This is a genomic window from Methanobrevibacter sp. 87.7 (genome assembly GCF_002208625.1).
GTDB lineage: Archaea > Methanobacteriota > Methanobacteria > Methanobacteriales > Methanobacteriaceae > Methanarmilla.
On record NZ_MRCT01000022.1, the window covers coordinates 1 to 16,015 of the forward strand.

Genomic DNA, 16,015 nt, shown 5'->3' on the forward strand with positions numbered 1-16,015 from the left:
TTTTAATTGTTTTCTAATTTAAGTTAAAATTTTAATTCAATTTTAAGTTTATTTTATTAAATATTTCTAAAATTAATTGTTCATTATTTAAAATTTTTTAAAAAAAGTTGTTTTTAATAAAAGTATTTAATTTAATTAGTAAAATGAGTATTTAATATTATTAAAAATAGTAAATGATTAATTAACAATTAATGTTAATTAATACTTAAAAGTTTCTCAATCTTTTTATTATCTATATTGTATCGTTCTGATTCAATAAGAATGAATAACTCATCATTATATTTTAGATATGTATCATCATTTGGAATCATATACTTATTATCACGAATAATTGAAACTACAAGTACTGTTTCTGGGAATGGTATTTCATTGATTTTTTTACCATTAAATTTACAATCAAATGGTATAGCATATTCGTTAAGTATAGGTCTTACTCCTTTACTATATTTACATTTATTATCTTTAACAAGATTTTGCATAAGAGAATCATATATTGGGTCGTTATTTAATATTGTAGGGATCATATATGCAAATATACTTACAATAATAAGTGCTACAAGACTATGTGCTGAACCAGTCATCTCTGCAATTAAAACTACTCCTGTAATTGGACTTCTAACAGTTGCAGTAAACATTGCAGCCATAGATACAATAATAATTTTATATGTAAAAATAGGATCAAGATGGAATATTGGAATTACAATAGCACTAAAAATTGCACCAATATATGCACCAAGTACAAGAAGTGGGAAGAAAATACCTCCAGGTGCTCCTGATGAGAATGAAAGTACAGATATTAACCATTTACCTATAAGTAATAAAATTAGAATAGATAATGAAGGTACTGCAATTTCTAGAATATTAATCATTGAATGTCCACCAGCAAGAATCTGTGGAATATAAAATCCACATACACCAGCTATTAAAAATGCACTAACAACTCTAATTTCAATTGGAATATTATATTTTTTCCATAATGCACTTGCACCAGTCATTCCTTTATTATAAATGTATCCTGCAAATCCAATTATAATACCTAAAATTACAAGTAACCAATAATAATTTAAAGGTATATCTGGTGAAGCAAATGAAAATATTGTAGATTGGCCAAATATTAATTTTGATATAAAATCAGAAACAAATGCTGCTATTAATCCAACAATAATAATTTTACTATTAAAACTACAATCAATTTCTTCAAGAGTAAATAGTAATCCTGCAAGGGGAGCATTAAATGTTGCTGCTAGACCAGCACCAGAACCTGCAAGAATATAACGATTTTCATCTGTTGGGCTTGTATTTAATACTTTAGATAATCCTTTAGACGCCATTGCACCAAGTTGTATTGAAGGACCTTCACGTCCAAGTGATAAACCTCCAAGTGTTGAAATAGTTCCACCAATTATTTTTGTAATAAGAACTCTCCACCAACATTGGTTCATATATCCTTTAATCTCTGCAGTTACTTGTGGTATACCACTACCTTTAGAATCCGGTTCAAGCTTCATTAAATAAGCAACTATAAGTCCCATTATAATAAGTGCAATAAACCATAATACAGTATAATAAATATTTCCTTTAACTATTGAAATAATATAATATAATATGTTCTCTGATTTCATTAATGAAAATCTATAAAATGATACAACAATTCCTGCTACAATACCTATAAGTAATCCTTCTATTAGTAGATTCAGGTGATATTTGGAATTTTTTATTAAAATATTATAAACCCTATTTAAATTCCTCATTAGTATCCCCACATTGAATTTTATTTAAATATTTTAAATTCATTAATCTATTTATTTCTTATATTTTAAATAAATTAAGTATTTGATTCAATTAATAAGGATATTATTGGGCTTATTTCAATTTTATAGAAAATTCTATTTTTTAGTTAATATTGTTTAATTTTATACTATTATTTTTTAGTAGATTGTTTAGTTTTTTATTACTATTTTTTTCTATTTTATGTTTTTTATTAAACTATCAATTTTTTTAGTTTTCATGTATATTATGTTGTTCTTTTTCGTGTTTTTAGTAAATGTTTCATTTTTTTAAATTCTATGAAAATTTAATTTTATAGTTTTAATAAATTTTTAATGTTATATTTATTATATAATAATTATTTAGTATCTGAATCTAAATGAAAATAAATTAATTTATTAATTATTTTTCTATTTTATTAAGTTATTTTCATTGTTTTTTATTATTAAATTTAGATTTTTTATGATTTTATTATTTTTACTATATTTTTAAAGATTTGTAGAAAAACTTATATATGTATTAGCTGTATATAAATTATAAATACATATATAATTTTATTAGATTTTTAAATGGAATGGAAAATTAAAAATGTGAATTTAAGCATTTTTTTAATATATTAATTTTATTAATTTTTAATTTTCCCTGTATTAAAAATGTAATATTTTTTCAAGTAAAATAATTTGTATTATATTTGTACAGTTTTTTACAATTAGTTTAAAGGGGGGTGAAAATCATGTTTAACAAAAATAAATTATTAAGTATTGCTCTTTTACTTATTATATTAAGTATTTGTATAGGGACTGTTTCAGCAAATGATAATATAACAGATATTGATCATGGTTCTTTGGAAGTAAATTCTAATGTAAATAGTGGGTCAAGTATATTAAGTAGTAATTATGATTCTGTTAATGATATTGAAGTAAATGATAATGTTAATTCAGTTAAATCTAACGGTTCTGTTAATAATCAGATACTTAAAACACCAGTTAATGATCCTGTTGTTTTAGGTGCAGAAAATGATGGATCTTTTAAAGATTTAAATGATTTAATAAATAGTGGAAATAATATTGTTCTTATTAAGAATTATACTTATAATCCAAGTACTGACTCTGCATTTATTAATGGAATAAAAATTTCAAAATCTATTACAATTGATGGTAAAGGATATACAATTAATGGATTAAATATTGCGAAAGTATTTGATATTACTTCAAGTAGTGTAACAATTCGTAATCTTAATTTTATTAATACTAAAAGTACTTCTAATGGTGGGACTATAACCTTTTCTTCAACAAATGATTTTAATGTAGATAATTGTACATTTACTAATGTAACTAGTTCTAGTAATGGTGGTGCTATATACATTAAACAAAGTAATGGACAAATAGTTAATTCCAAATTCAATAATGTTAGTTCTAAAATATATGGTGGTGCAATTAATATTGAATATAGTCATTTAAATATATTAAATTCTAGCTTTGTTAATATTAGTTCTACAAATGGTGGTGCTATATCTTCTATAAATCAAGTAAACATTTTAAATTGTGTGAATTCTACATTTATTAATACTTCTACAGATAATGGTGGTTCCTTATACCTTTGGGGAACTTTTAAAATAAATAATTGTTTATTTATTAATACTAATGCTAGTAATGAAGGTGGTGCAGTTTTTTCTTCATCTTCTCTTTATAAAAAAGGTAATTTAAATAACTGTACTTTTATTAATTCTACTGGAAAAATTGGTGGTGCTATCTATTTGAGTGCATATGGAGGTACTATAAATAGTTCTAACTTTATTAATTCTAGTGGAGAGTCTGGTGGTGCTATATATGTGGATTCATTTAATAGTGTTGTAGATGGTTCTAATTTTGTTAATTGTAGTGGAGAGTCTGGTGGTTCTATTTATTATGCTGGTGATAATGGTAAAATTTATAATTCTAATTTTACTAATTCAACTGCAAATTTAGGTGGTGCTATCTATTGGGATGCTGTTAGAAATGGTTATATTTACAATTCTAATATTAAAAATTCAAAAGCAAACAATGGAAGTGCTATTTACAACTTAAATAGAAATTTAAATATAACTAATGGAGTTATATTGGATAATCAGGCTAAATCTTCAAGTTTAACTATTGATAATACAAAATCTCCTATGGTTATAACATTTACTGGTAATAATAATCTATTTAATGGTATTTTTACTGATTATAATGTTTATGTAAATAATCTTACTTATTGGGGAGTTAATGGAGTGATGAATACTGGAAATGTTCCAGGTTATTCTGAACCTACTGGATTTACCCAAGAAGGAATTGATGTTATTGTAACTGTATTTGATTATGATGATAATCTAATATTTAATAGAACTTATACTACTGATGCTGATGGTAAAATTATAGTTGAGTTATCTGGTTTACCAACAGAATATTATTATAAATTAGTAGCACAACTTAAAAATGATACATATTATACTATGATTTCAAATTCTACTGTTTATAATAATAAAACAAACATTACAAAAACTATTATTAATAATATTACTTATGGAGATCAGGTTATTCAGGTAATATTTGATTCTGATGCTAGTGGTACTGCAAAAGTGATTATTGATGGTAAAGAATATTCTGGAATTATAAAAGATGGTATTCTTAATTTAAATATTGACATTTATCCTGCAAATATTAAATCAGCTAATATTACATATTCTGGAAATGATAAATATAATGGCTTCATTAATAAAACTGTGAATTTCACTATATTTAAAGCAAATATAACTGAATTTAATATTATTGTGGATGATTCTACTTATGGTAAAGATGTAAATGTTGATTTTACACTTGTTGGTGTTAACAATGAATTATTAAATGATACTATCACTGTTAATATTAATGGTAAAGATTATACTGTTACTATAACTAATGGTAAAGGTTCTGTAGTTGTTCCTGGTCTTGCTGCTGGTGAGTATGATGTTGTTGCTAACTTTGCTGGTGATAATAATTATAATGCTAGTGTGAATAAGACTTCATTTAATGTTGGTAAGGATACTCCGTCTATTAAGGTTGATGCGACTGATGTTACTTATGGTAGTGATGTTGTTGTTAATGTGGATCTTATTGGTGTTAATGATGCTGGTTTAAATGGTACTGTTACTGTTACTATTAATGGTAATGATTATGAGGTTACTGTTGTTGATGGTAAAGGTAGTTTAACTGTTCCTGGTCTTGGTGCTGGTGAATATGCATTTAGTGTTAATTATCCTGGTAGTGAGAATTATACTGTAGTTTCTGCTAGTGGTAAGGTTAATGTTGGTAAGGTTAATGTTACTGAGTTTGTTGTAAGTGTTGATGATAGATTATCTTGTTAATGTTTTTGATGGTGAAGGTTCTGTAGTTGTTTCTGATCTTGCTGCTGGTGATTATAATGTTGTTGCTAATTTTATGGGTAATATTAATTATAATGCTAGTATGAATAAGACTTCATTTAATGTTGGTAAAGCTACTCCGTCTATTAAGGTTGATGCAACTGATATTACTTATGGTAATGATGTTATTGTTAATGTAAATCTTAACGGAATTAACGATGAAGATTTAAATGGTAAAGTTACTGTTACTATTGATGGTAAAGATTATACTGTCAATGTTTTTGATGGTGAAGGTTCTGTAGTTGTTCCTGGTCTTGCTGCTGGTGATTATAATGTTGTTGCTAGTTTCGTTGGTAATGAGAATTATACTTTAGTTTCTACTAATGGTCAGTTTGCTGTTGGTAAAGCAAATATTACTAGTATGAACATCACTGTTTATAATAATGATTATGGTAAAGATCATACTGTTAATATTGAGCTTTCTGGTGTTAAAAATCATGATGTAAATGGTACTGTTATTATTACTGTTGATGGTAAAAATTATACTGTCAATATTATTGATGATAGGGGTTCTGTAATTATACCTGGTCTTCCTGGTGGTGAGTATGAGCTTATAGCTAACTTTACTGGTAATAATAATTATAATGCTAGTGTGGAAGAAATTTCATTCAGAATTAATCAAGCTACTCCAGATATGTATATAAATGTATCTAATGTTACTTATGGTGAGGATGTTGTTTTTGACATAGGTCTTATTGGTATAAATGGTACTGGTTTGAATGGTACTGTTAATGTTACTATTATTGCTGATGGTAAGTCTTATGATGTTGCTGTTGTTGATGGTAAAGGTAAATTAAATATTCCTGGTCTTAATGCAGGTACTTACAAATTTAGTATTATGTACAATGGTAATAATAATTATACTTCAGCAAGTGACCGTATCTCTTCTACTGTTGGTAAAGCTAATGTTACTGAGTTTATTGTAAGTGTTGATGATACTACTTATGGTAAAGATGCTGAAATAAATATTAAGCTTATTGGTGTTAATGGTGAAGCTTTAAACGATACTATTGCTGTTACTGTTGATGGTAATGATTATACTGTTCCTATTACTAATGATCATGGTTCTTTAGACATACCTGATCTTGGTATTGGTAAGTATGATGTTCTTGCTAACTTTACTGGTAATAATAATTATAATGCTAGTGAGAATATGACTTCATTTAATGTTGGTAAGGCTACTCCATCTATTAAGGTTGATGCAACAGATGTTACTTATGATAATGATGTTGTTGTTAATGTAGGTCTTAATGGTGTTAATAATACTGGTTTAACTGTTACTGTTACTGTTGATGGTAATGATTATGATGTCAATGTTGTTGATGGTGCAGGTTCTGTAGTTGTTCCTGGTCTTGGTGCTGGTGATTATAATGTAGTTGCTAAATTTGCTGGTAATAATAATTATAATGCTAGTGAGAATATGACTTCATTTAATGTTGGTAAGGCTACTCCGTCTATTAAGGTTGATGCAACTGATGTTACTTATGGTGAAGATGTTGTTGTTAATGTAGATCTTAATGGTGTTAACGATACTGATTTGAATGGTACTGTTACTGTTACTATTAATGGTAAAGATTATACTGTTACTATAGCTGAAGGTAAAGGTACTTTGTCTGTTCCTGGTCTTGGTGCTGGTGAGTATGATGTTGTTGCTAGTTTTGCTGGTAATGAGAATTATACTGTAATTTCTGCTAATAGTAAAGTTAATGTTGGTAAAGCTAATGTTACTGAGTTTATTATAAGTGTTGATGATATTACTTATGGTGAAGATGCTGAAATAAATATTAAGATTATTGGTGTTAATTCTGAAGCTTTAAATGGTACTGTTATTGTTACTGTTGATGGTAAGTCTTATGATGTTACTATTGATAATGGTACTGGTAATTTAGTTGTTGATGGTTTATTTGCTAAGGAATATACTGTTGATTCTATATTTAATGGTACTAAGAACTATAATCCAACTAATAGTTCATTTAATTTCACTATTGATCACTTAAAACCAAATCTTAATGTATTAAGTTCTGTAAAAGGAGATTCTGCTAATATTACAATAAAACTTACTGGAGTTAATGGTACTGGTTTAAATGCATCTGTTGTTGTTTATGTTAACAATAGGTATGATATTGCTGTTGTTGATGGTGTTGGTTATTTAGTTTTAGATAATCTTAAAAACGGCCAATATAATGTTAATGTTGTATTTAATGGTGATGAAATTTATTCTAGTATTGATGCAAACATTAGTTTTAATATAAAGTATACATCAGGTAATGATGCAAATAATAAAATAAATACTAATGATAATATTAATAATGTTGCAGTTTATGGTGATGATTCTAGTTTAGTTGGTAATAGTGATTCTTCTGTATCTGATTTACCTAAGACTGGTAATCCTATCTTAGTTTTATTATTAGTTTTAAGTTTGATTGGTATTGTTGTATCTCGCAAAAAATAAAATTATAATTTTTATTTTTTTTATTTTTTTTTGAATTTAATTTTTTAAAATAAGTTCTTTTTTTTAGTTTATAGATTCATAGTCTATTTTATTTTTTTAAGAATTATGTCTTTTTTTTTAGTTTATGGGTTTATGTTTTGTTTTATGTTTTGTTTTTTTAAGAACTCTGTCATTTTTATTTTTATTTAGTAGTTTGATTAAATTTTAGTTTTATAATCTTATTTTTATTTGTTTTAAATGTTTATTTGTTTAATAATTTTATTATTTTAATGTATATTATTAAAAAAAATTTTAGAAAAAGTTATATATGTTAATTTATATAACTATCGTTATATAATAATTTTATTATATTTTTGAATATATTGAAAAATTTAAATACATTTATTGATGATCTATTGGTTTTAAAAGGATTAAAAAGTTAAATATTAGTTTGTTGTTGGATTTTTTGGATTTTTTGGATTGATTATAAAGTTAATTATTAGTTTATTGTTAGATTTTTTAGATTTTTTGAATAGATTGGAAAATTAAAAATATGGAATTAATTGTTTTTTATAATAGTTTATTTTTATTATTTTCTAGTTTTCCCTGTATCAGAAATGTAATATTTTTTTAATGTGTGTTAATTAATTTTTATATTTGTACAGATTTCTTAATTTAATTAAAAGGAGGTGAAAATTGTGTTAAACAGAAAGAGATTATTGAGTATTGCTTTTTTACTTATTATATTAATTATTTGTATTGGTAGTGTTTCAGCAAATGATGATATTGATAATGATAGTTTATATTTAGATTCTAATGGATCTAGTATAAATAGCAATTATGATGATATTAAAGTTGATTATACTGTTGTTAGTTCTGGTGATTCTGTTGATAATCAGATGCTTAAAGCATCAGAAGAGGATTCTGTTGTTTTAGGTACAGAAAATAAGGAATTAAATAATGATTTATTAGATAATGAGAATGGTGATAATATAGTTCTTAATAAAGATTATGATTCTGAATTTGCTGGTAATAATTATACTACTGGTATGGATAGGAATTCAACTATTGTTTCTAAATCTACTTTAACTATTAATGTGGATGTTGATGATATTACTTATGGTGATAATGCTACTGTGAATGTTAATGTTGTTGGTGTTAATGGTATTGGTTTAAATGGTACTGTTACTGTTAATATTGCAGGTAAGGATTATCTTGTTAATGTTACTGATGGTGTTGGTAATTTAATTATTGGTCTTAATGTTGGTTACTATGAGGTTCTTACTGTTTTTGCTGGTAATAATAATTATAATGCTACTGAGAATAATACTGCATTTAATGTTTATAAATCTGGTATACGGATAGGGGTAAATACTAAAAGTCGTAATATTGTTTATGGTGATGATGCTGTTGCTTATATAAGTCTTAAAGGTTCATATAATGGTGAACTTTTTTCTGGTATTGGTAATGCTACTGTAAAGTTAAATAGTGAAACTATTGTTGGAGTGTATAATTACACTGTTACTGATGGTTTTGGTACTTTAGTTATACCTGGTCTTGATGCAGGTAAATATCAAGTTATTATTTTTTATCCTGGTAATGAGAATTATAGGGATGCTTATAATGGTTTTGTTTCTTATACTGTTTATAAGGCTAATGTTAATGAGTTTGTTGTAAGTGTTAATGATACTGTTTATGGTGATGATACTAAAATAGATATTAAGCTTATTGGTATTGAAAATCAAGGTTTGAATGGTACTGTTAATGTTAATATTGCAGGTAAGGATTATCTTGTTAATGTTACTGATGGTGTTGGTAATTTAACTGTTCATATTGATAATGCTGGTAAGTATGAGCTTGTTGCTAGTTTTGATGGTAATGAGAATTATAATGGTGCTAATTATAATACTTCATTTAAAGTTTCTAGTGATATCTTTTTTTATGTAGATTTTAATGATATTATTTATGGTGAGAATGCTACTGTGAATGTTAATGTTGTTGATATTAATGGTAATAATTTAAATGGTGTTGTTAGAACTACAATTAATGGTAAGGATTATTCTGCTAATGTTACTAATGGTGTTGGTTCTTTAATTATACCTGGTCTTAATGTAGGTAATTATTCCTTTGTTGTTACATATACTAATATGAATTATACTTTATCTGATACTGCTGAAGTTAATGTTAATGTTGGTAAAGCTAATGTTACTGAGTTTATTGTAAGTGTTAATAATAGTACTTATGGTGAAAATAATACTGTTAGTATTAGGCTTATTGGTGTTAATGGTGAAGCTTTAAATGGTACTGTTACTGTTACTATTAAAGATAAAAATAAGGTAAATAAGAATTATCTTGTTAATGTTACTGATGGTCGTGGTTCTATATTTGTTCCAGTTTATGCTGCTGGTGAATATAATGATGTTGTTGCTACTTATAAAGGTAATGATAATTATAATGCTAGTAAGAATATGACTTCATTTAAAGTTTCTAAGGCTACTCCAAGTATTAAGGTTGATGTACCTGAAGTTACTTATGGTGAGGATGCTACTTTAAATATTAATGTTCTTGGTGTTAATGATGAAGCTTTAAATGGTACTGTTACTGTTACTGTTAATGGTAAAGAGTATAATATTACTGTTACTGATGGTAAAGGTAGTTTAACTGTTCCTGGTCTTAATGCAGGTAATTATAGTTTTGTTGTTAATTATCTTGGTAATGAGAATTATACTGTAGTTTCTACTACTGGTCAAGTTAAAGTTGGTAAAGCTAATGTCACGGAATTTAGTTTAAAACAACAAATTTTTATATATACTCATGTAGAACTTTCACTTAACTTTAATGTTGTTGGTGTTAATGGTGAAGCTTTAAATGCTGATATTTTTACTGTTAATGTTGATGGTAAAAATTATACTGGTGATGTTTTTAATGGTATAGGTCAGGTATGGATACTTTGTCCTGCTGTTGGTGAGTATGAGCTTGTTGTTAGTTTTGCTGGTAATGAGAATTATAATGCTATTGAGAATAAAACATTATTAACAATTATAAAATATAAATCAAATTTTTATTTAAATATTGATGATGTTTCTTATGGTAATGATGTTAATATTATCATATTGGAACAATCTGGTAATATTCCTAATGGAGATCATATTATAGTTACTATTACTGGTATAAGTTCTTCTGTTAAGGATAAATCTGTTCTTGGTAGAAATTATACTGTTACTTTTAGTGTGGGTGTTGGTTCTGTACTTGTTCCTGGTCTTGATGTTGGTGAGTATACTTTCACTGCTATATATGAAGGTAATGAAAATTGTACTGGATTTATTGGAACTGGTTCTGCTGAGGTTTATAAGGCTAATGTTACTGAGTTTGTTGTAAGTGTTGATGATAATACTTATGGTGAAGATGTTAAGGTCAATGTTAAGCTTATCGGTGTTAATGATGAAGCTTTAAATGGTACTGTTACTGTTACTGTTAATGGTAAGGATTATACTGTTCCTGTTACTAATGGTCGTGGTTCTGTACTTGTTCCTGGTCTTGATATTGGTGAGTATGATCTTGTTGCTAACTTTACTGGTAATGATAATTATAATGCTACTGAAAATAAGATTTTATTTAATGTTTCTAAGGCTACTCCAAGTATTAAGGTTGATGTACCTGAAGTTAATTATGGTGAGGATGCTACTTTAAATATTAATGTTTTTTGTGTTAATGATACTGGTTTGAATGGTATTGTTACTGTTAATGGTAAGGAGTATAATATTACTGTTACTGATGGTAAAGGTAGTTTGACTGTTCCTGGTCTTGATGCTGGTGATTATAGTTTTGTTATTAATTTCCCTGGTAATGAGAATTATACTTTAGTTTCTACTACTGGTCAGTTTACTGTTGGTAAAGCAAATGTTACTGTGTTTATTGTAAGTGAGGGTAATATTAATTATGGTCAAAATAATACTGTTAATATTAGAATTATTGGTGTTAATGGTGAGGCTTTAACTGGTATTGTTACTGTTACTGTTGATGGTAAGGATTATGATGTTAATGTTGTTGATGTTGCAGGTAGTTTAACTATTGATGGTCTTGCAGCTGGTGATTATGAGCTTGTTGCTAGTTTTGCTGGTAATGATAATTATAATGCTGGTGAGAATAAGACTTCATTTAAGGTTAATAAAGCTATTTCTGAAATTAGATTAACTATTGATAATATTACTTATGGTAATGATCTTGTTATTAATATAAATCTTACTGGTGTTAATGATACTGGTTTAAATGGTACTGTTACAATTATTATGTATGGTTTTAATAATTATACTGTTACTGTTACTGATGGTAAATGTAAATTGAATGTTCCTGGTATTAATGCGAGTTATTATGGATTTGGTGTTGTTTTCGATGGTAATGAGAATTATACTGAAGCATTGGATAATGAACGTGTTGATGTTTTTAAAGCTAATGTTACTGAATTTGTTGTAAGTGTTGATGATACTACTTATGGTAAAGATGCTGAAATAAATATTAAGCTTATTGGTGTTAATGGTGAAGCTTTAAATGATACTGTTACTTTTACTGTTGATGGTAATGATTATACTGTTCCTGTTACTAATGGTCATGGTTCTTTAGATATACCTGGTCTTAGTAGTGGTAAATATGATGTTCTTACTAACTTTGCTGGTGATAATAATTATAATGCTAGTGAGAATAGGACTTCATTTAATGTTGGTAAGGTTGATCCTGTTCTTGATGTTAATTTAGTTGATGTTGATTTTAATGGTAAAAATTTCATTGCTAAATTTAATGTATCTTTAACTGGAGTTAATGATGAAGCTTTAAATGATACCATTATTGTTACTGTTGATGGTAATGATTATAATGTTACTATTATTAATGATACTGGTAATTTGATTGTTACTGATTTATTTGCTAATGAATATACTGTTGATTCTATATTTAATGGTATTAAGAACTATAATCCAACAGAAAGTTTATTTAATTTCACTATTGATCACTTAAAACCAAATCTTAATGTATCAAGTTCTGTAAAAGATGATTCTGTTAATATTACAATTAAGCTTACTGGAGTTAATGGTACTGGTTTAAATGGCACTGTTGTTGTTTATGTTAACAATAAAAGGTATGATGTTGCTGTTGTTGATGGTATTGATTATTTAGTTTTAGATAATCTTAAAAACGGTCAATATGATCTTAATCTTGTATTTGATGGTGATGAAATTTATTCTGGTATTGAGGCTAATATTAGTTTTATTATAGATTATGCTTCTAGTAATAATACAGATAGTAATGGAATAAATAGTAATAATACTAATAATATTAATAATAATGTTAATAGTAATGGTATTAATAGTGTTGCAGTTTATGGGTATGATTCTAGTTTAGTTGGTAATGGTGATTCTTCTGTATCTGATTTGCCTAAAACTGGTAATCCTATTTTAGTTTTATTATTTGTTTTAAGTTTGATTGGTATTGTTGTATCTCGCAAAAAATAAAATTATATATTTGTTTTGAGAAAATCTTTTTCTCTATTTATTTTTTTTAGAATTTAATTTTAAAAATAAGTCCTTTTTTTTCTTTAATAAGTTTACAATTAATTAGATTTTAGTATTATAGTATGTGAAAGTAGTTTTTATGTTTATGTTAATCTGTTTTTTTAATTTATTTACATGTTTTATTCTTAAATATTAAAATTTAGTTTACTAAAAATATATTAATAATTTTTATATAAAATAAAATCAATATTTATTAACATATTAAAATTTTATAGGTGTTTATATTTGGATTCCGGACGTTTTGAAACATTTATTGATGCTATATTAGCAATTATGATGACAGTTATGATATTAAAAATTCCACAACCTGAAGTTTTAAGTCTTAAAGGTTTATGGGATCTTAAAATTCTTTATTTTGCATATTTTATTAGTTTTATTATAATTGCAAGTATTTGGAATAATCATAGAAAATTATTTGATAAGGTTGAAAAAATTGATAATGTAGTTATTTTTGTTTATTTAATTTTAACATTTGTAGTAACATTAATTCCATACTTTACAAGTTGGGTTGCACATAGTCCTTTTGATATTGTTCCTGAAATATGTTATGGTTTAATATTTTTTATTACATTAATTTTATACTTATTTACAACTCATGTTGCAGTAAGACGAGATAAATTTAATAAGGATTTAGATGATTTTAGATTTTCAAGAACTAATATTCTTGTTTTAATCATTTATATATGTGGTTTTATATTAGCATTTACTGTAAATCCTATTTGGATTTTAATATTCTGTTGTCTTTCTTTAATTTTATGGAATGTTCCAAAATCAGCATACTGTAAGGAGTGTGGATAATTATGGAGACTGATAGATTTGAAGCTTTAATTGATGCAATTTTAGCAATTATTATAACTTTAATTGTTTTAGAAATTAGTCTACCTAGTACAAATACATTTGCAGGTTTATGGGAATTAAAACATGAATTTTTTGCATATTTTTTAAGTTTCTTTGTAATTTATAATATATGGAATTCTAATCATAATCTTTTTATTAGGATTAATAAATTATCAAATTCTATTGTTTGGATAATGTTTTCTGAAATTTTTATTTTAAGTTTCCTTCCTTATGTTTCAGTTATGGTATCAGAACATTTTGATGTCTTTTTTGCTCAAGCATGTTTTGGTATGATTTTTGTTTTATTACATATTAATTATATGATTCAATCTAAAATATTAAAACGTTCAGATCCTGCAAATATTGCTTTAATCTTATATTTAGATGATACTGAATATCCATTTGTAGAATTTATTTTATTTATTGTTGTCTATATTTTAGGTTACTTGTATTATCCACCAATAATTATGCTTGGTTGTTTAATGGCAATGATTTTATGGGTATACTATGATCAATATTTACATATTTAAATTTTCAATGTAGTATAGTCTTTTGATTTATTGGAAATAATTCATTAATTATTTCTATTTAAATTAAATATTAATTTATATAATTAATTTATTATTTATATAATTAAATTCATTTTATTTTATTTTTTATTTGATTATTTTTAAAATATTAAATTTTTATTTTTTAAATTCTGATATTTTTATAAAATAAGCTTATATTTCTCTTTTTTAATTATACAGTCTTATATAACGACAAATTCTTTAAAATACTTATATAATTTTTGAATTCTGTCTAAAAATACTATTTTAAGTAGAAAACTTTAAATAAGAAAAATACTATAATTATTATAAAATTTTTTTATAATGTAAAGGATGATATTATGAAAGTTTGTAGGAATTTAGATTATTAAATTTTTTAGAGAAATTTAAACGTAAAATAATAATATGTTGAAAATTTCTTAAATAATAACAATATTTAATTAATTTAATTTAATTTATAATTAAAATATATAAAATAAACTTACTTTAAATGTATTATATTAATTATATTAAATATTTTATATTTTTTAATTACTATGATGTATATGTAATTATTTAAATTATGATTTTTTGGATGGGTTTTGATTTGTATGATGTATATGTAGTTTTTTTAATTCATTAAATGGTTGGGTTTTGATTTCTATAGTATGCATTTAGTTATTTAATTAATACATTTAAAGTATAAAATTTTTTAAGATGGGGGAATATTTTTGTTTTAAATAATTTAATAAAAGGGGAATTATTATGGATGAAGAAGTTGAAATTAAACTAGTAAAACCAGAAGATGCTTTAGAATTACAAAGAATTTATAAACATTATGTTAAAAATACAGCAATAACTTTTGAATGTAATGTTCCAACAGTTGAAGAGTTTAAAGAAAGAATTGAAAATACATTAAAGAAATATCCATATTTAAAAGCAGTATATAAAGGAAATATTGTTGGATATACATATGTTGGTCCTTTAATTACTCGTGCAGCTTGTAATTGGTCAGTAGAAACATCAATATATGTAGATAATAATTATAAAAAATTAGGTATTGGATCTAAATTATATGATTCTCTTGAAAAAATCCTAATTAAACAGAATATAACTAATTTATATGCATGTATTAGTTATCCTAAAATTGAAGATGAATATTTAACTAAAAATAGTGTTAATTATCATGAAAAACAAGTATATAAATTTGTTGGGGAATTTAATAATTGTGCATATAAATTTAATAAATGGTATAATATGATCTGGATGGAAAAGACTATTGGTAGTCATAAGGAAAATATGCCAGATATTAAGAATTTTAATGATATTAAAGATGAAGTTAAAGAAGAATATGGTATTTATTAATTTATTTTATTTTATTAAATATTATAATTAAATTTTAATATTTTATTATTTTAATTTTTTTTATTATTTTTTAACTTATTAAGTTAAAAATCATGTTTATTAC

7 protein-coding genes are annotated in these 16,015 nt (G+C 25.0%); 6 read left to right on the top strand and 1 reads right to left on the bottom strand.

Annotated features, from left to right (window positions below; translation table 11 throughout):
- Positions 1-194: 194 nt before the first annotated feature.
- A complete protein-coding gene (locus tag BGI41_RS02055) occupies positions 195-1,751 on the bottom strand; it encodes a ClC family H(+)/Cl(-) exchange transporter (RefSeq protein WP_088538586.1) in 1,557 nt (518 codons plus the stop codon).
- Positions 1,752-2,500: 749 nt separating this feature from the next.
- Between BGI41_RS02055 and BGI41_RS02060 the strand changes: the two genes are divergently transcribed.
- The 6 genes from BGI41_RS02060 (at position 2,501) to BGI41_RS02085 (ending at position 15,912) form a co-directional block, all read left to right on the top strand.
- Entirely contained in the window at positions 2,501-5,131 is a 2,631-nt protein-coding gene (locus BGI41_RS02060; protein ID WP_088538587.1) for an Ig-like domain-containing protein, read from the top strand.
- On the top strand, positions 5,112-7,640 hold the full coding sequence (locus BGI41_RS02065) for an Ig-like domain-containing protein (RefSeq protein WP_088538588.1): 2,529 nt from the start codon (positions 5,112-5,114) through the stop codon (positions 7,638-7,640). The genes BGI41_RS02060 and BGI41_RS02065 overlap by 20 nt, the downstream gene beginning before the upstream one ends.
- Before the next feature lie 677 nt (positions 7,641-8,317).
- Positions 8,318-13,123 (top strand): Ig-like domain-containing protein, encoded by a 4,806-nt coding sequence (locus BGI41_RS02070; protein WP_143744762.1) that lies wholly within the window; start codon positions 8,318-8,320, stop codon positions 13,121-13,123.
- A gap of 285 nt (positions 13,124-13,408) precedes the next feature.
- Complete coding sequence (locus tag BGI41_RS02075) at positions 13,409-13,981, top strand: TMEM175 family protein (RefSeq protein ID WP_088538590.1); 573 nt, start codon at positions 13,409-13,411, stop codon at positions 13,979-13,981.
- A gap of 2 nt (positions 13,982-13,983) precedes the next feature.
- On the top strand, positions 13,984-14,550 hold the full coding sequence (locus tag BGI41_RS02080; protein WP_088538591.1) for a TMEM175 family protein: 567 nt from the start codon (positions 13,984-13,986) through the stop codon (positions 14,548-14,550).
- A gap of 762 nt (positions 14,551-15,312) precedes the next feature.
- A complete protein-coding gene (locus BGI41_RS02085) occupies positions 15,313-15,912 on the top strand; it encodes a GNAT family N-acetyltransferase (RefSeq protein WP_088538592.1) in 600 nt (199 codons plus the stop codon).
- The last annotated feature ends 103 nt before the right edge of the window (positions 15,913-16,015 follow it).